Consider the following 16,552-nt stretch of genomic DNA (forward strand, 5'->3'; position numbering starts at 1 on the left):
GCCGACGTCGCGGAAGAACGCCGCCGCTTCCGAACCACTCTGACTCATGGCCACCGACCCTACCGTCCTCCTACAGTCATTTCGTTAGGAGTTCTTAGCCGCGGGTGCTGGTGGGATCGGCTACGCGAAGGTCCACTCGCCGCGCGTGTACTGGTCGCTGGTCGGCTTGCCGGTCACCTGGACCCGGTTCACCTGGACCTACCGGGACACGATGGAGGTGTGCGGGCTCACCGTCCGGCCCTCCGGGTTCCGGGCCTTCGTCAAGCGCAACCTCACCCACTCCGAGGTGCGGCCGGCGCCGCCGAAGGTCCGCCGGGTCCGCCCCACGGCGACCGGGCTGCGGGTCACCCTGCGGCTTCCCGCCGGCCTGGAGCCCGCGGACATCGCCGCCGCGACCGAGCGTCTGCGTCACGCCTGGGGCGTGCACTCGGTCGCCGTCTCCGAGACCAAGCCCGGATACGTCGAGCTGCGCATGACCGGCTACGACGTCCTCAACCGGGTCCGCCTGCCGCGCACGGCTCGCCCGCGTGACCTGGTCGTCCCGGTCGCCCTGTGGGAGGACGGCACTGTCTTCGCACGGGACTACCGGCAGATGCCGCACAGCCTGACCCTGGGCGCGAACCAGTCCGGTAAGTCCATGTACCAGCGCAACCTCATCAAGGGCCTGGCACAGCTCCCGATCGGGCTGGTCGGGATCGACTGCAAGCGCGGTGTGGAGCAGTCCCGCTACGCTCCCCGCCTGTCGGCGCTGGCCACGGACCGGCAGACCGCCGGCCTCCTGGTCGACGCACTCGTGCAGGAGATGGAAGACCGCTTCGACCTGCTCGCCCTCTACGGCGCCTCGGACCTGTGGGAACTCCCGGACAAGGTCCGGCCGGCTCCGCTGGTGGTGCTGATCGATGAGGTGGCGGAGCTGTTCCTAGTGGCCTCCAAGAAGGAGGAAGCCGACCGCGACCACACCGTCATGCAACTGGTGCGCCTCGGTCAGATGGCCCGTGCGATCGGCATCTACCTGGAGGTCTGCGGGCAGCGCTTCGGCTCCGACCTCGGCCGAGGTGCCACCGCCCTGCGCGCCCAGCTCACCGGCCGCGTGGTCCACCGCGTCAACGACAAGCAGACCGCCGAAATGGGCCTCGGTGACATCGCCCCCGACGCGGTGGTCTCCGTGACCGGGATCCGGGCCGATCGCCCCGGTGTCGCGGTGGCCGGTGACGCGTCGGGCTACTGGTCCCGTATCCGCACCCCCGAGATCACCCCGACCGATGCCGCGCAGGTCTGCCGGGACTTCGCGCACCTGCGCCCGGACCTGCCGTTCCTGGCACGGTTCCGCCCGGTCGAGCAGGTCGTCATTCCGCCGATGCCGGCACACCCGCCGCTCGTGGAAGCCCTCCCGGCCGGCGAGTAATCCCAGGTTTTCTCCGGTCGGCGCGACCGCCTCGCGCCAGGTCCCTACCCGCTCCATGCCCAAAGCCGGAAGGAGATCACTCATGGCCAGGACGAAGACCCCGGAGCCGAAGCCCACCGCCTGCGAGGTGTGCAAGGGCACGGGTGAGGTCTCCCGCACGGTCCAGGTCGGCCGCAAGCGCCGCACGGTCGGCCACCAGACGGGCCTGTGCCTGAACTGCCTCGGCTCCGGCCAAGCCCCCGAATAGTTCACCTGACCTGCTCCAACGCACCTGAAGGAGGTGAAGACATGAAGCGCTCGATCCGTCCGGACGCTGTCTTGGTTCAGGCTGTGATCGCGGGTGCCTTGTCCTTCGCCCACCTGCACGACCTCGCACAGGCCGCCGGGCAGACCGGCTGGAAGGCCTGGGCCTACCCCGTCTCCGTTGACCTGCTGCTGGTCGCCGCGTGGCGCCGGCTCCGGGCACACCGGTCCCGGCTGGCCTGGTGCTGGTTCGTAGTCGCCCTGATCGCATCCCTCGGCGCGAACATCGCCACGGCGGGCTTCCTCGACATGGCACACCCGCCCGCCCTGCTGCGCCTAGGCGTCGCCGGCTGGCCTGCGCTGGCCTTCCTCGGCGGCACGCTCCTCGCCCACCAGCACACCAACCACACCCCCGACCCGGCACCCGAGCCTGACCCGGTTCCGGAGCCGCGTCCGGTGGTGGAAGTCGACCGCCCCGAGACACCCGAACCCGCCCCGGAGATCCCTGAGCCGGAACCCGTGCCAGCGCTGGCGAAGGCCGCTCCTGGTGTGCCTCCGGCGCTGGTCGACCACGCCCGGAAGGTCGCCGCTGACCACCGCGCCCGCACCGGTAGCGAGATCGACGCCGCGACCCTACAGGCCCGGCTCGGTGTCCCGGAAAACCTCGCGGGCGCCATCGTCGCCCAACTCACCTGACAAGGAGGGTCCATCGTGCGCCCGAACCGCTTCTACGACGTGATCCGCATCGGGCCTGTCCGGGTCGGCACGTTCCACAACGGCCGTGGCCAGACCAAGCACACCGCCGCGTGCACCGCCCCCGGCTGCGGTTTCTCGACCGAGCACAACGACCGCTCGGCCGCCGAACTCGCCGCCCGCACCCACACCTGCACCGCCTGAGCCGGAAGGAGACCGGTCCCATGCAGATGCCCGAAGACCAGCTTCGTGCCGGTCACATCCCCGCCGACCTCTACCGGCACATCCCGGCCGGCACCGATGTGCACAAGGTCGTGATCGTCCAGGAAGCCCCGCGCTCCTACAAGGGCCCGATCGTTCTCAGCCTCGTGATCATCGCCGGGTCGGTCACCGTGCTCCTGGTCATCGCCTTCGTCGTCCAGGTCATCGCCGGCGCCGCCGTCGCCGTCCTGTCCGCGACCGGTGGCCTCAGCTACACGATCAACCGCAGCAAACAGCAGTAACGCCCTCCGGGGCGGCCTCAACCGCCAAGTTTCCGCCGCCCCGGACGGCTCCTCCCATTCCTGATCCAACGGACCCGAAAGGGAAGCCCCATCATGCCCCGGAACACCCCTGCCCCGCGCGTCTGCTCCGACTGCGACGGCTTCGCCCGCGCCGCCATCACCACCGGTAGCCGCAACCCTGACGGCACCCGCACCACCCTCGCCGTGAACTGCCAGGCCTGCCGCGGCACCGGCACCACCCCCGCGACCGTGCTCGTCCGGGTCGGGAGGTGACCGGTATGGCTCTCCTCGACTGGCGCTCCCCGGAACACTTCGACCACACCGGTGACCAGCCCTGCGTGATCTGCACCAAGCCCACCCCGCTGCGCTCCGACCGCGGCAAGCCCGTGCACAAGGTCTGCGCCGAAGAGTGGATCGACGCCCACCCGCAGAAGGGCGACAACGAGTGACCGCCCCCGCCATCGCGGGCCTGGACGACCCGGCCACCCTCACCGATCTGCTGAGGCTGGCCGGGTCTGACGGCTTCGACCGCATCCAAGACCAGATCCGTCGTACGGGCGGCTGCTCCGACCCGATCCATCTGCAAGGGACCACCGTCACCCGCGACCGGGCTACGGGCCAGGTCCTGCACCGGTACGACACCGACACCGAGCCCGACGGCCGGTTACGGATCGCCTGCGGCAACCGCCGCGCCTCCCGCTGCCCCGCCTGCGCCTGGACCTACGCCGGAGACACCTACCACCTCATCCGCGCCGGACTCGTCGGCGACCCCAACAAGGGCACCCCGGAGACCATCCGGGATCACCCGCGGGTCTTCGCGACCCTCACCGCGCCCTCGTTCGGCCCGGTCCACAACCGGCCCGGCACCCGGCCCTGCCGCTGCGGCACCCGCCACGGTGAGGACGCGCCCGAACTCGGCACCCCGCTCGACCCTGAGTCGTACGACTACGCGGGCGCGGTGCTGTGGAACAACCACGCCTCCGACCTGTGGCGGTACTTCACGATCTACCTGCGCCGCGAGATCGCCAAGCGCGCGGGCCTCACGCAGAAGGACGCGCACGAACAGTCCCGGGTGGCCTTCGGCAAGGTCGCTGAGTATCAGAAGCGCGGTGCGGTGCACTTCCATGCCGTGATCCGCTTTGACGGACCGGATGGCCCAGACTCCCCGCCGCCGGCCTGGGCCACCCTCGACCTTCTCACCGACTCGATTCACGCCGCGGCCGGCCGCGCACAGGTCGACGTCGCCCCCGCCCGTTACCAGCCGGATCCCGAGCAGCCGGCCCGTACCGAGCCGGCCCGCACCCTCCGGTGGGGCACGCAGGTCGACGTACGGCCGATCCGGGCCTTCGGTGAAGGTGAGGACATTACCGAGGCTGCGGTGGCGTCCTACGTCGCCAAGTACGCGACCAAGGCCGCTGAGACGACCGGCACGGTTGACCGGCGGATCGGCAACAAGGAAGCGCTCGTGCTCCTTGGCGTCCCGGACCATCCGCGCCGACTGATCGAAGCCTGTCTCGACCTGCACGCGCTCTATCCGGACCGCAAGCTTCGCGACTGGGCTCACATGCTCGGCTTCCGCGGGCACTTCTCGACGAAGTCCCGCCGCTACTCCACCACCCTCGGCGCCCTGCGACAGGTCCGTGCCGACTACCGCGCGCAGCAGCAACGCCGCTCCCTCGGCCTGGCCGACCCCGGCGACGAGACCGAGACCACCACGCTCACCCTCGCCCACTGGGCCTACGCCGGCCACGGCCACACCCCCGGCGAATCCTGGCTAGCCGCCAACATCCGCCAAGAGATCCAGCTCAACCGCGAAACCGCCCGCGAGGAACTACCCGCCCTGCTCGAACTGGAAGGAGCCACCGCATGACCACCGCTGCTCCCGAGTTGCTGACCGTGCCGGAGGTCATGGCGAGTCTCAAGGTCGGCCGGACCAAGGTTTACGACCTGATCCGTACTCATCGCCTGGTCTCCATCAAGGTGGACGGCTGCCGGCGGATCCCGGCTGACTCGGTCGGGGACTTCATCAGTAGGCAGATCGAGAGGGGTGCCTGATGGCCAAGAGGCGCCCCAATGGCGGCGGCACGATCTCGAAGCGGGCGGATGGCCGGTACATGGGCCGCGCGTACGTGACTGACACGGACGGCAACCGCGTCCGCAAGACCGTGTACGGCACCACGTGGGACGAAGCCAACGAGAAGCTCGGCAATCTCCAGGACCAGGAGCGCAACGGAGTCCCGGTGCCCTCCCGCGCCTGGTCGCTCGGCGAGTGGCTGGCCTACTGGCTGGAGCACATCATCGAGCCGGACTCCGAGCACAACACCTACGTCAAGTACGAGTCCAAGGTTCGGCTCTACCTGATGCCGCACCTGGGCAAGAAGTCGCTGGTCAAGCTGACACCTGCCCAGGTCCGTGCCTTCATGGCCACGTTGAAGCGCGACAAGGTGCCGGCGCCCACGCGGTTCGAGGTGCTGCGTGTGCTTCGGAACGCCCTCAACCGGGCCATCCGCGAAGAGCTGCTCACGCGCAACGTCGCTCTCCTGGTCGACATGCCCAAGGTCAGTAAGGACAAGGGCACGGCATGGAACGCTCGTGAGGCGGTCACGTTCCTCCGCGCGGCCCGTGCGCACCGCCTCTACGCGGCCTGCGTGCTCGTCTTGGTGCTCGGCCTCCGCCGCAGTGAAGTGCTGGGCCTGCGCTGGCAGGACGTCGACTTCGAGGGGAGGCAGTTCACGCCGGTCAAGCAGGTGCAGCGTGAGAAGGGCGTCGGCCTGGTCCTCAAGGACCTCAAGACCGAATCGTCACAGGCGGTACTGCCAATGCCGGAGTTCTGCGCCCGCGCCCTGGAAGAGCGCCGGGAGCTGCAAGAGCTGGAGCGGAAGATCGCCGGTGAGCACTGGGCCCAGAAGCCTGGTTACGACCTGATCTTCTCGTCCGAGCATGGCGGCATGCTTGATCCGGTCGGCTTCTCACGGACCTTCGGGCGCCTGGTGACGCGGGCCGGCGTGCGCCGTCTCACAGTCCGGCTGGCCCGACACACCTGCGGGACCCTGCTCGCCTTCCTGAAGGTGCATCCCAAGGTCGCACAGGCGATCCTCCGACACAGCCAGATCAGCATGACGATGGACGTCTATACGCACGTGGTGGGCGACAGTGAGCGGGAAGCCGTCGCGATGCTCGCTGAGCTGCTGGAAGATCCGCTCATCGGCTGATCGCCGCTGTTGGTGTCAACCGATGGTGTCAAAAGGCCCCCGGACCAATGATCCGGGGGCCTTTTCGCTGGTGGGGCTAACAGGATTTGAACCTGTGGCCTCATCCTTATCAGGGATGCGCTCTAACCAACTGAGCTATAGCCCCGCCGCGCTCTGCGGTGTGTGTCCCGCGCGCTGACTCCTGAAGATTAGCGCACGACCGGGGCAGTCCCAAAATCGGTTGTCGGGGGATCGCCGGGCGAGGTTTGAAGCCCGGTTACTCGTCCTCGGCCAAGGTCAGCTCGATGCCGCCGACGAAGCCCGCGGAGAGGTTGTAGATGAACGCGCCGAGGGTCGCCAGCGCCGTCGCGAGGACGACGTCGATGACCGCGATGATCGCCGTGAACATCAGGACGTGCGGCAGCGACAGGAACGACTGGAGGTCGAAGCCGTTGGACTCGTTCGAACCGGTGGCCTCCGAGATCGTGCCGCCGACGGTCGAGAAGACGCCCATCGCGTCCAGGACCATCCACAGCACCGCCGCCGCCACGATCGAGCAGATGCCCAGCGCGATGGAGAGCAGGAAGCTGACCTTCATCACCGACCAGGGGTCGGCCTTGGCGACCCGCAGGCGGGCCTTGCGGGTGCGCGGGGCGGTGCGCGTGCCGGCGCCGGTGCGGGGCCGTCGTACGCCTGCCGCGGGCGCCTGTGCGGCCTGTGGGGCGTGCGCCGCCGGGTAGGCCTGCGGCGGGTGGTAGGGCCCGGCGGGCTGCTCGGCACGCCGTTCCCCCGGAAGCGGGGAAGCGCCCTGCTGCTGCGACTGCGCGGGCGCCGGCCGGTCGCCCGGCGCGGCCGGCCCTCGGGTGTCGGTCACGGATCCCCCCTGCGATCCTTGCGCATCCGGCGCGGGCGCCGTTCCGGGCGCCTTGATCGCCTTCAGCTGGGTGGTGTGCGTGTCCGCCTGCTGCGGCGCACCGCCCCCGTCGGACGCGGCGGAGCCACGGCCGCCGCCGTCCGCATCCGTACCCGTCGAGGTACCGGCCGATCCGGCGCCCGTGGCTCCGCTCACGATGACTCACTCCTCGTGCCTACTCGGCCGAGGGCGCCTCACCCTCGTCCGTGCCGCTGGTCGCGACACCCTCGGCGGTCTCGTCCACGGCGTCCTCGCCGTCGACTTCCTCCGCCTCGCTGCCGGCCTCGGCGTTACGTGCGATGCCGACGACGGCATCGCGCTTGCCCAGGTTGATCAGTTGGACGCCCATGGTGTCACGGCCCGTCTCCCTGACCCCGCTGACTCGCGTACGAATCACACCGCCGGACAGGGTGATGGCGAGGATCTCGTCGTTCTCCTCGACGATCAGCGCGCCGACGAGCGAGCCACGGTCCTCCACGATCTTGGCGGCCTTGATACCGAGGCCGCCGCGGCCCTGGACGCGGTACTCGTCGACACGGGTCCGCTTCGCGTACCCCCCGTCGGTGGCAGTGAACACGAACGTACCGGGTCGAACAACATTCATCGACAGAAGTTCATCCCCCTCACGGAAACTCATGCCCTTGACACCGGAGGTGGCCCGGCCCATGGGACGCAGAGTGTCGTCGGAGGCGGTGAACCTGATCGACTGCGCTTTCTTGCTGATCAGAAGCAGATCACTGTCCGCCGAGACCAGCTCGGCGCCGATCAGTTCGTCGTCGGAACCGTCCTCGCGCTCACGCAGGTTGATCGCGATGACACCGCCGGAGCGGGGCGAATCGTAATCCTTCAGAGGCGTCTTCTTGACCAGACCGGCCTTGGTGGCCAGCACCAGGTAGGGCGCCGCGTCGTAGTCCCGGATCGCGAGGATCTCGGCGATCGCCTCGTCCGGCTGGAAGGCCAGCAGGTTCGCCACGTGCTGACCGCGCGCGTCCCGGCCGGCGTCCGGCAGCTCGTAGGCCTTCGCCCGGTACACCCGGCCCTTGTTGGTGAAGAACAGCAGCCAGTGGTGCGTGGTGGAGACGAAGAAGTGGTCGACGATGTCGTCTTCCTTCAGCTTCGCGCCCCGCACGCCCTTGCCACCGCGCTTCTGCGCCCGGTAGTCGTCCGTCTTGGTCCGCTTGACGTAGCCACCGCGCGTGACGGTGACCACGATGTCCTCCTCGGCGATCAGGTCCTCGATGGACATGTCACCGTCGTAGGGCACCAGCATGGTCTTGCGGTCGTCGCCGTACTTCTCGACGATCGCGGCCAGTTCCTCGCTGACGATGCCGCGCTGCCGCACCGGCGAGGCGAGGATCCGGTTGTACTCGGTGATCTTCGCCTGGAGTTCGTCGTGCTCCTGGATGATCTTCTGGCGCTCCAGGGCGGCCAGGCGCCGCAGCTGCATCTCGAGGATGGCGTTGGCCTGGATCTCGTCGATCTCCAGGAGCTCCATCAGGCCCGTGCGCGCGATCTCGACCGTGTCACTGGCCCGGATCAGCGCGATGACCTCGTCGATCGCGTCCAGCGCCTTCAGCAGACCGCGCAGGATGTGCGCCCGCTCCTCGGCCTTGCGCAGCCTGAAGCGCGTACGGCGGACGATGACCTCGATCTGGTGCGTCACCCAGTGCCGGATGAACGCGTCCAGCGACAGGGTGCGCGGCACGCCGTCGACCAGCGCCAGCATGTTGGCGCCGAAGTTCGTCTGCAGGTCGGTGTGCTTGTACAGGTTGTTCAGGACGACCTTGGCGACCGCGTCCCGCTTCAGCACGATCACCAGCCGCTGACCGGTACGCGACGACGTCTCGTCCCGCACGTCCGCGATGCCGCCGACCTTGCCGTCCTTGACCAGGTCGGCGATCTTCTGCGCGAGGTTGTCGGGGTTCACCTGGTACGGCAGCTCCGTCACCACCAGGCACTGGCGGTTCTGGATCTCCTCGACCTCGACGACCGCGCGCATGGTGATCGAGCCGCGGCCCGTGCGGTAGGCCTCCTCGATGCCCTTGCGGCCGACGACCAGCGCACCGGTCGGGAAGTCGGGGCCCTTGATCCGGTCGATCAGCGCGTCCAGGAGCTCCTCGTGCGAGGCCTCCGGGTTCTCCAGGTACCACTGGGCGCCGGCCGCGACCTCGCGCAGGTTGTGCGGCGGGATGTTGGTGGCCATGCCGACCGCGATCCCGGCCGAGCCGTTGATCAGCAGGTTCGGGAAACGGGACGGCAGGACGGTCGGCTCCTGGGAGCGGCCGTCGTAGTTGTCCGTGAAGTCGACGGTCTCCTCGTCGATGTCGCGGACCATCTCCATCGACAGCGGCGCCATCTTGCACTCGGTGTACCGCATGGCGGCCGCCGGGTCGTTGCCCGGGGAACCGAAGTTGCCGTTGGAGTCGACGAGCGGCATCCGCATCGACCAGGGCTGGGCGAGCCGGACCAGGGCGTCGTAGATGGAGGAGTCGCCGTGCGGGTGGTAGTTGCCCATGACGTCGCCGACGACACGGGCGCACTTGTAGAAGCCGCGCTCGGGGCGGTAGCCGCCGTCGTACATCGCGTACAGCACACGGCGGTGGACGGGCTTGAGGCCGTCACGGACGTCGGGCAGCGCGCGGGACACGATGACGGACATCGCGTAGTCCAGGTACGAGCGCTGCATCTCCGTTTCGAGCCCGACGGGCTCGATGCGCATCACGACGTCGCCGCCCTCTTCGGGGGTGACAGGGGTGTTCTCGTCGGCCATAGCTGGTGAAGATCCTTCCTGGTGCGGTCAGCTGAGACCGACTCAGATGTCGAGGAAGCGGACGTCCTTGGCGTTGCGCTGGATGAACTGGCGGCGGGCCTCGACGTCCTCGCCCATCAGGACCGAGAACAGGTCGTCGGCCTGGGCGGCGTCATCGAGGGTGACCTGGCCGAGGACCCGGTGGTCGACGTCCATGGTGGTCACGCGCAGCTCCTCGGCGTTCATCTCGCCGAGACCCTTGAAGCGCTGGATCGAGTCCTCCTTGACACGCTTGCCGCGCTGACGGCCGAGCTCCAGCAGCGCGTCGCGCTCACGGTCGGAGTACGCGTACTCGACCTCGTCCCGGCCCCACTTGATCTTGTAGAGCGGCGGACGGGACAGGTACACGTGCCCCTGCTCCACAAGGTCCCGCATGAAGCGGAACAGGAAGGTCAGCAGCAGGGTGTTGATGTGCTGGCCGTCGACGTCGGCGTCCGCCATCAGGATGATCTTGTGATAGCGGAGCTTCTCGATGTCGAAGTCCTCGTGCACACCCGTGCCGAACGCCGAGATCAGCGCCTGGATCTCCTGGTTCTGCAGGATCTTGTCGATCCGCGCCTTCTCGACGTTGAGGATCTTGCCGCGGATCGGGAGGATCGCCTGGTACTGCGGGTTGCGGCCGGACTTGGCCGAACCGCCGGCGGAGTCACCCTCGACGATGAAGATCTCGCACTTGGTGGGGTCGTTCGACTGGCAGTCGGAGAGCTTGCCCGGCAGGGACGCCGATTCGAGCAGGCCCTTGCGGCGGGTCAGGTCACGGGCCTTGCGGGCCGCCACGCGCGCGGTGGCCGCCTGGATGCCCTTGCGGATGATGTCCGCCGCCTCGACCGGGTTGCGGTCCAGCCAGTCGTTCAGGTGCTCGTAGACCGCCTTCTGCACGAAGGTCTTGGCCTCCGTGTTGCCCAGCTTGGTCTTCGTCTGACCCTCGAACTGCGGCTCGCTCAGCTTGACCGAGATGATCGCGGTCAGACCCTCGCGGATGTCGTCACCGGTGAGGTTGTCGTCCTTCTCACGGAGCAGCTTCTTGTCCCGCGCGTACTTGTTGATCAACGAGGTGAGCGCCGCGCGGAAGCCCTCCTCGTGGGTGCCGCCCTCGTGGGTGTGGATGATGTTGGCGAACGAGTACACGCCCTCGCTGTAGCCGGTGTTCCACTGCATGGCGACCTCGAGGGACAGGCTCTTGTCCCGGTCCTCGGCCTCCAGGTCGATGATCGTGGGGTGCACCACGTCTCCCTTGCGGGAGTTGAGGTACTTCACGTAGTCGACGATGCCGCCCTCGTAGTGGTACGTGACGGTCTTGACCTCGGCCTTCTCGTCCGCACCCGCCTCGTCCGCGCCGGCGACGGCCTTCGCCTGCTCGCGTTCGTCGGTGAGCCGGATCGTCAGGCCCTTGTTGAGGAACGCCATCTCCTGGAAGCGCCGCGACAGCGTCTCGAAGGAGTACTCGGTGGTCTCGAAGATGTCCGGGTCGGCCCAGAACGTGACCGAGGTACCGCTCTCGCCGGTCTCCTCGTGCTTGGCCAGCGGGGCGGTGGGGACGCCGAGCTTGTAGTCCTGCGTCCAGCGGTGGCCGTCGGTCCTGACCTCGACGGCCACCCTGGTCGACAGGGCGTTCACCACGGAGACGCCGACGCCGTGCAGACCGCCGGAGACCGCGTAACCGCCACCGCCGAACTTGCCGCCCGCGTGCAGCACGGTCAGCACGACCTCGATGGCCGGCTTGCCCTCCGAGGGCACGATGCCGACCGGGATGCCACGACCGTTGTCGACGACGCGCACGCCGCCGTCGGCCAGGATCGTCACATCGATCGTGTCCGCGTAGCCCGCCAGAGCCTCGTCGACGGAGTTGTCCACAACCTCCTGCACCAGGTGGTGCAGGCCGCGTTCACCGGTGGAGCCGATGTACATACCGGGTCGCTTGCGGACCGCGTCCAGCCCTTCGAGCACGGTGATGGCGCTGGCGTCGTACGAACCGGAGGCGGTGGCCTCAGCGTGCGCGCCGGCGTCGGTGGACGGGATGTTCTCGTTGGGGTTGCCGGAATCGGCCACGAAGCGCCCTTTCTGGCACAGCACGAGCCAGGCTCGTCGGCGGGTTGCCGGAGCGGCTGCGGCATGTTGCGTTGGTAAGCCTTGATCAGCGTTGCTCAGCTTTTCCCGGACGGTCCCCACGTTCGGGGCGGGATTGTCTCCCAGTCTACCGGTAGCGCCGACAGTGATGGGGGTTTGCCGGTACCTGAGTCCGCATGTGCCGCCCTGAACCGGCCTGTGCCGACTCCCGATATACGGATGGGGGCTCCAAGAGGCTCACGGAGGCACTCAGCGCTTTCCGCTGTCAACCCTTGGCTACTCCGGGGTCAGGTCGCGATTCGCAACCGCGTGCGGTCGTACGACGATCAGCCGGGCCGGCCGTACAACGGCACCGCACCCGGCTGCGATCGTGACGTAAGTCACCCGCAGGTCACCCGTAGGTATCCCCGGGCCCCGTGCTCCCAGGGGCGCGCAGCGGGCCGTAGCGCCGGGGCGGCCCACCGGGATTGAGCACCTTGATCAGGCGTACGGTGCCGTGCCCCAGGTCCTCGTTCAGACGGGCGACCAGCGCGGGCGCGAGATGACGCAACTGCGTCGCCCAGGCCGTGGAGTCGCACTGGACGACCAGCACCCGCTCGTCCTCGTCGTAGCGCTGCGGCACACAGTGCTTGGCCAGATCCTCGCCGACGATCTCCGGCCAGCGGCCCATCACCCCGCCCACCGCGGCCGGCGTCTCCCAGCCTCGCTCGGTGATCAGCCGGTTGATCGCGGAACCCAACGCCATGGGGTCGCGGCCGTCGGCCCGCGCGCCGGAGCGCAGGCCACCACGCCGCGCCTGCTTCCGCTGCTGCGCCACGTCCCCACGCGCGCGTGCCGCCTCCCTGGCCGCCCTGAGCGCCACGCGCGCGAGGTCGACACCGGAGGGTTCGTCCTTGGGCGCGGGCCCGGGTCCGTCCGTGCTCATGCGCGCTCCACCGCCCCGTCGGCCACCGCGTACCGCGCCCCCGTGAGGATGTGCGGTACGTCGTCGTCCACCGCGGCGGTGACCAGCACCTGCTCCCCGGGCGCGACCAGCTCCGCCAGCCGCTCCCGGCGCCGCGCGTCCAGCTCGGCGAACACGTCGTCGAGCACCAGCACCGGCTCGTTCCCCTCGGCACGCAGCAGGTCGTACGACGCGAGGCGCAGCGCCAGCGCGTACGACCAGGACTCGCCGTGCGAGGCGTATCCCTTGGCGGGCAACTGCCCGAGCTTGAGAACCAGGTCGTCGCGGTGCGGACCGACCAGCGTCACGCCCCGCTCGATCTCCTGCTTGCGGGCGTCCGCCAGGGCCGCCATCAGCTGGACGTACAGATCCTCGCGCGTGTGCGCCTCACCGGGCGCCGACGGCTTGTACTCCAGCATGACCGGACCACCGCCCGGCGCCAGCTGCTCGTACGCCTTGTCGGCCAGCGGCTGGATCGCGGCGACCAGGTCGAGCCGCTGGGCGAGCAGCTCGGCGCCCGCACGCGCGAGATGCTGGTCCCACACGTCCAGCGTCGAAAGATCCGTCCCCGCGCGACCGCCGTGCCGCCGCGCCAGGGCCGCGGTCTTCAGCAAAGTGTTCCGCTGCTTGAGCACCCGCTCGTAGTCGGACCGCACACCGGCCATCCGCGGCGACCGCGCGGTGATCAGCTCGTCCAGGAAGCGGCGCCGCTCGCCGGGATCGCCCTTCACCAGCGCGAGGTCCTCGGGCGCGAACAGCACGGTCCGTATGATCCCCAGCACGTCACGCGGCCTGACCTGCGAGGATCTGTTGATGCGGGCGCGGTTGGACTTGCCGGGGTTGAGCTCCAGCTCGACCAGCTGCTGCCGGTCGCCCTGCCGGACCTGGGCCCGGATGATCGCCCGGTCGGCACCCATGCGGACCAGGGGAGCGTCGGAGGCGACCCGGTGGCTGCCGAGAGTGGCGAGATAGCCGACGGCCTCGACGAGATTGGTCTTGCCCTGGCCGTTGGGACCGACGAAGGCGGTGACGCCCGGGTCGAGCGGGACCTCGACCCGGGCATAGGAGCGGAAGTCGGCCAGCGACAGATGCGTGACGTGCATGGGTTTTTCGCCGACCTCCCCGTGACCTGCTACTTCGTCTCTGCCTGGTGCTACTTCGCCGTTACGGCGTGGCCGCCGAACTGGTTGCGCAGCGCGGCGATCATCTTCATCTGCGGCGAGTCGTCCTGCCGGGAGGCGAACCGCGCGAACAGCGAGGCGGTGATCGCGGGCAGCGGTACCGCGTTGTCTATGGCGGCCTCCACAGTCCACCGGCCCTCGCCGGAGTCCTGTGCATAACCCTTCAGCCTGTCCAGGTGCTCGTCCTCGTCGAGGGCGTTCACCGCGAGGTCGAGCAGCCAGGAACGGATGACCGTCCCTTCCTGCCAGGAGCGGAAGACCTCGCGCACGTCCGTGACGGAGTCGACCTTCTCCAGGAGCTCCCAGCCCTCGGCGTAGGCCTGCATCATCGCGTACTCGATGCCGTTGTGGACCATCTTCGCGAAGTGGCCCGCGCCGACCTTGCCGGCGTGCACCGAACCGAAGTCGCCCTCGGGCTTGAGCGCGTCGAAGACCGGCCGGGCCTTCTCGACGTGCTCGGCGTCCCCGCCGTACATCAGCGCGTAGCCGTTCTCCAGGCCCCAGACACCGCCGGAGACCCCGCAGTCGACGAAACCGATGCCCTTGGCGGCCAGCTCCTCGGCGTGCTTCTCGTCGTCCGTCCAGCGCGAGTTGCCGCCGTCGACGACCACGTCACCGGGCTCCAGAAGCTCGGCCAGCTCGTCGATCGTGGACTGCGTCGGCGCCCCGGCCGGGACCATCACCCACACCACGCGCGGCCCGCTGAGCTTGCCCACAAGCTCTTCCAGGCTGTGGACATCGGCGAGGTCCGGGTTGCGGTCGTATCCGACGACGGTGTGGCCCGCGCGGCGGATCCGCTCGCGCATGTTGCCGCCCATCTTGCCGAGGCCGACGAGACCGAGCTCCATCAGTTGGTTCCTTAGGTTGCGGTGTGGCAGGAGAGGCACGTTCGTGCCGCGTCCGAGCCTAATCGCGACCCTTTGCGCACAGTTGTGGGCATAGCCGCTCACCTGGGGAAACCCACCGTGCCACGGTGCCGGGTACCCACAGGGAACCGCCCGGCACCATGCACAGCTGTGGACGACTCAGCCGCTGAGGCGCACCGGCATGATCAGGTACTTGTAGGCCTCGTCGGCCTCCGCGTCCAACGCCGGCTTGCCGCTGAGCAGCGCGGGCTTGGTGGACGTCGTGAACGACAGCTGGGCGACCGGCGAGTCGATGGCGCTGAGACCGTCCAGCAGGAAGGTGGGGTTGAAGGCGATCGAGATGTCGTCGCCGTCCAGCTGCGCGTCGACCCTTTCCACAGCCTGTGCGTCGTCGCTGGAACCGGCCTCCAGGATCAGCACGCCCTGCTCGAAGCTGAGCCGCACCGGCGTGTTCCGCTCAGCGACCAGGGCGACGCGCTTGACTGCCTCCACGAAGGGGGCGGTCTCGATCACCGCGACGGAGTTGAACTCGGTCGGGAACAGCGTGCGGTACTTCGGCAGGTCGCCTTCGAGCAGCCGCGTGGTCGTCCGGCGGCCCGCGCCCTCGAAACCGATGAGCCCCTCACCGGCACCGGAGCCGGACAGGGCCAGGATGACGCTGTCGCCGCTCGTGAGGGCCTTGGCGGTGTCCAGGAGCGTCTTGGCGGGCACCAGGGCGACCGCGGAGGCCTCCGGGTTCTCCGGCTTCCACAGGAACTCACGGACCGCGAAGCGGTAGCGGTCGGTGGAGGCCAGGGTGACCGTGTCGCCCTCGATCTCGATCCGCACACCGGTCAGCACCGGCAGCGTGTCGTCACGCCCGGCGGCGATGGCCACCTGGGAGACCGCGGAGGCGAAGACCTCACCGGGGACCGTGCCGGTCGCGTTCGGCATCTGCGGCAGGGACGGGTACTCCTCCACGGGCAGGGTGTGCAGCGTGAACCGGGACGATCCGCAGACCACCGTGGCCCGTACACCGTCTGTGGAAATCTCCACCGGCCGGTTGGGGAGCGCCCGGCAGATGTCGGCGAGCAGCCGGCCCGAGACGAGGACGGTGCCCTCCTCCTCGACCTCGGTCTCGACGCTGACCCGCGCGGAGACCTCGTAGTCGAAGCTGGACAGGCTCAGCTGGCCGTCCTCCGCCTTCAGCAGCAGGCCGGCGAGGACCGGCGCCGGCGGACGGGCCGGGAGGCTGCGAGCCGCCCAGGCCACTGCCTCCGCGAGTACGTCGCGTTCCACCCGGATCTTCACCGTAAGCCCGCCTCCTGCTGTTGCCGGGGCCTCTAGCCCTGCTGCGTCTTCGTCGTCTGTCCCGGTGTCGTCGGCCCCGGGGAGGGGAAGAACACCGGGGACCAGTCTGACGCACCGCACTGACAGCTGGTGCCCGTCGGGGTCAAGTCGTGACGAGGCGCGGTCAGAGGCCGGAGAGCGAGTTGTGCACAGGGCCCTCTTCGAAACGGATTCCCAGCTCTCTCTAGTTGGGAGTAGTAGTAGGGGCTGTGGATACCGTGGATAACCTCGTTTGCCCAGCTCAGGGCCGAGATTTTGTCCACTGCCCCTGTGGGTGGGACCGGTGGACAACCGGGCGTCGCTGTGGAGAACAGAAAGTTCTGCACACGCCGTGCACAGCCTGAGGGGAGTTCTCCCCAGCACCGTCCCCAGCTTTACCCACCTTTCCCACAGGCCAACCCGGCACCTT

General features: G+C 68.9%; 17 protein-coding genes and 1 tRNA gene. 10 read left to right on the plus strand and 8 right to left on the minus strand.

Features of this window, described 5'->3' with window-relative positions:
• The first annotated feature begins 145 nt into the window (after nucleotides 1-145).
• The 10 genes from AB0P24_RS42170 (at nucleotide 146) to AB0P24_RS42215 (ending at nucleotide 6,056) form a co-directional block, all read left to right on the plus strand.
• Nucleotides 146-1,405 (plus strand): FtsK/SpoIIIE domain-containing protein, encoded by a 1,260-nt coding sequence (locus AB0P24_RS42170; protein ID WP_365803753.1) that lies wholly within the window; start codon nucleotides 146-148, stop codon nucleotides 1,403-1,405.
• A gap of 82 nt (nucleotides 1,406-1,487) precedes the next feature.
• Complete coding sequence (locus AB0P24_RS42175) at nucleotides 1,488-1,652, plus strand: hypothetical protein (protein WP_365803755.1); 165 nt, start codon at nucleotides 1,488-1,490, stop codon at nucleotides 1,650-1,652.
• 41 nt (nucleotides 1,653-1,693) lie between these two features.
• Complete coding sequence (locus AB0P24_RS42180; RefSeq protein ID WP_365803757.1) at nucleotides 1,694-2,344, plus strand: DUF2637 domain-containing protein; 651 nt, start codon at nucleotides 1,694-1,696, stop codon at nucleotides 2,342-2,344.
• Between the two features lie 12 nt (nucleotides 2,345-2,356).
• Entirely contained in the window at nucleotides 2,357-2,545 is a 189-nt protein-coding gene (locus AB0P24_RS42185) for a mobile element transfer protein (protein WP_365803811.1), read from the plus strand.
• A gap of 20 nt (nucleotides 2,546-2,565) precedes the next feature.
• Nucleotides 2,566-2,844: a hypothetical protein gene (locus tag AB0P24_RS42190; protein ID WP_365803759.1), complete on the plus strand. Its 279-nt coding sequence runs from the start codon at nucleotides 2,566-2,568 to the stop codon at nucleotides 2,842-2,844.
• A 93-nt stretch (nucleotides 2,845-2,937) separates the two neighbouring features.
• The gene (locus tag AB0P24_RS42195; protein ID WP_365803761.1) at nucleotides 2,938-3,117 is read left to right on the plus strand and encodes a hypothetical protein; all 180 of its coding nucleotides are present in this window, start codon (nucleotides 2,938-2,940) and stop codon (nucleotides 3,115-3,117) included.
• Nucleotides 3,118-3,122: 5 nt separating this feature from the next.
• Nucleotides 3,123-3,293 carry a hypothetical protein gene (locus AB0P24_RS42200; RefSeq protein WP_365803763.1) on the plus strand — a complete coding sequence of 57 codons (171 nt, stop codon included), beginning with the start codon at nucleotides 3,123-3,125 and terminating at the stop codon, nucleotides 3,291-3,293.
• On the plus strand, nucleotides 3,290-4,714 hold the full coding sequence (repSA, locus tag AB0P24_RS42205) for a replication initiator protein RepSA (protein WP_365803765.1): 1,425 nt from the start codon (nucleotides 3,290-3,292) through the stop codon (nucleotides 4,712-4,714). The genes AB0P24_RS42200 and repSA overlap by 4 nt, the downstream gene beginning before the upstream one ends.
• The gene (locus tag AB0P24_RS42210; protein WP_365803767.1) at nucleotides 4,711-4,899 is read left to right on the plus strand and encodes a helix-turn-helix domain-containing protein; all 189 of its coding nucleotides are present in this window, start codon (nucleotides 4,711-4,713) and stop codon (nucleotides 4,897-4,899) included. Before repSA ends, AB0P24_RS42210 begins: the two co-directional genes overlap by 4 nt.
• Entirely contained in the window at nucleotides 4,899-6,056 is a 1,158-nt protein-coding gene (locus tag AB0P24_RS42215; RefSeq protein ID WP_365803769.1) for a site-specific integrase, read from the plus strand. The genes AB0P24_RS42210 and AB0P24_RS42215 overlap by 1 nt, the downstream gene beginning before the upstream one ends.
• Nucleotides 6,057-6,124: 68 nt before the next feature.
• Here AB0P24_RS42215 and AB0P24_RS42220 read toward each other — a convergent pair.
• From AB0P24_RS42220 to dnaN, 8 genes are all read right to left on the minus strand, one after another.
• A tRNA-Ile gene (locus AB0P24_RS42220) sits at nucleotides 6,125-6,201 on the minus strand.
• A 111-nt stretch (nucleotides 6,202-6,312) separates the two neighbouring features.
• Nucleotides 6,313-7,104: a DUF3566 domain-containing protein gene (locus AB0P24_RS42225; RefSeq protein WP_365803771.1), complete on the minus strand. Its 792-nt coding sequence runs from the start codon at nucleotides 7,102-7,104 to the stop codon at nucleotides 6,313-6,315.
• Between the two features lie 19 nt (nucleotides 7,105-7,123).
• Nucleotides 7,124-9,718 (minus strand): DNA gyrase subunit A, encoded by a 2,595-nt coding sequence (gyrA, locus tag AB0P24_RS42230; protein ID WP_365803773.1) that lies wholly within the window; start codon nucleotides 9,716-9,718, stop codon nucleotides 7,124-7,126.
• Nucleotides 9,719-9,760: 42 nt separating this feature from the next.
• Nucleotides 9,761-11,830 carry a DNA topoisomerase (ATP-hydrolyzing) subunit B gene (gene gyrB, locus AB0P24_RS42235; protein ID WP_365803775.1) on the minus strand — a complete coding sequence of 690 codons (2,070 nt, stop codon included), beginning with the start codon at nucleotides 11,828-11,830 and terminating at the stop codon, nucleotides 9,761-9,763.
• A 385-nt stretch (nucleotides 11,831-12,215) separates the two neighbouring features.
• On the minus strand, nucleotides 12,216-12,749 hold the full coding sequence (locus AB0P24_RS42240) for a DciA family protein (protein ID WP_365803777.1): 534 nt from the start codon (nucleotides 12,747-12,749) through the stop codon (nucleotides 12,216-12,218).
• Nucleotides 12,746-13,870 (minus strand): DNA replication/repair protein RecF, encoded by a 1,125-nt coding sequence (recF, locus tag AB0P24_RS42245; RefSeq protein WP_365803779.1) that lies wholly within the window; start codon nucleotides 13,868-13,870, stop codon nucleotides 12,746-12,748. The genes AB0P24_RS42240 and recF overlap by 4 nt, the downstream gene beginning before the upstream one ends.
• A 50-nt stretch (nucleotides 13,871-13,920) precedes the next feature.
• Complete coding sequence (gene gnd, locus AB0P24_RS42250) at nucleotides 13,921-14,796, minus strand: phosphogluconate dehydrogenase (NAD(+)-dependent, decarboxylating) (protein WP_365803781.1); 876 nt, start codon at nucleotides 14,794-14,796, stop codon at nucleotides 13,921-13,923.
• 177 nt (nucleotides 14,797-14,973) lie between these two features.
• A complete protein-coding gene (gene dnaN, locus AB0P24_RS42255; protein WP_181801349.1) occupies nucleotides 14,974-16,104 on the minus strand; it encodes a DNA polymerase III subunit beta in 1,131 nt (376 codons plus the stop codon).
• Nucleotides 16,105-16,552 lie beyond the last annotated feature (448 nt).

Source organism: Streptomyces sp. NPDC086519 (assembly GCF_040686075.1).
Taxonomy (GTDB): Bacteria; Actinomycetota; Actinomycetes; order Streptomycetales; family Streptomycetaceae; genus Streptomyces; species Streptomyces shenzhenensis.

What these genes read in the sequence shown, in the direction of transcription:
- AB0P24_RS42215 (WP_365803769.1), top strand. Translation starts at nt 4,899, where the DNA reads ATGGCCAAGAGGCGCCCCAATGGCGGCGGCACGATCTCGAAGCGGGCG.
- recF (WP_365803779.1), bottom strand. Translation starts at nt 13,870, where the DNA reads ATGCACGTCACGCATCTGTCGCTGGCCGACTTCCGCTCCTATGCCCGG.
- AB0P24_RS42210 (WP_365803767.1), top strand. Translation starts at nt 4,711, where the DNA reads ATGACCACCGCTGCTCCCGAGTTGCTGACCGTGCCGGAGGTCATGGCG.
- AB0P24_RS42200 (WP_365803763.1), top strand. Translation starts at nt 3,123, where the DNA reads ATGGCTCTCCTCGACTGGCGCTCCCCGGAACACTTCGACCACACCGGT.
- gnd (WP_365803781.1), bottom strand. Translation starts at nt 14,796, where the DNA reads ATGGAGCTCGGTCTCGTCGGCCTCGGCAAGATGGGCGGCAACATGCGC.
- AB0P24_RS42190 (WP_365803759.1), top strand. Translation starts at nt 2,566, where the DNA reads ATGCAGATGCCCGAAGACCAGCTTCGTGCCGGTCACATCCCCGCCGAC.
- AB0P24_RS42175 (WP_365803755.1), top strand. Translation starts at nt 1,488, where the DNA reads ATGGCCAGGACGAAGACCCCGGAGCCGAAGCCCACCGCCTGCGAGGTG.
- AB0P24_RS42195 (WP_365803761.1), top strand. Translation starts at nt 2,938, where the DNA reads ATGCCCCGGAACACCCCTGCCCCGCGCGTCTGCTCCGACTGCGACGGC.
- AB0P24_RS42180 (WP_365803757.1), top strand. Translation starts at nt 1,694, where the DNA reads ATGAAGCGCTCGATCCGTCCGGACGCTGTCTTGGTTCAGGCTGTGATC.
- gyrA (WP_365803773.1), bottom strand. Translation starts at nt 9,718, where the DNA reads ATGGCCGACGAGAACACCCCTGTCACCCCCGAAGAGGGCGGCGACGTC.
- AB0P24_RS42240 (WP_365803777.1), bottom strand. Translation starts at nt 12,749, where the DNA reads ATGAGCACGGACGGACCCGGGCCCGCGCCCAAGGACGAACCCTCCGGT.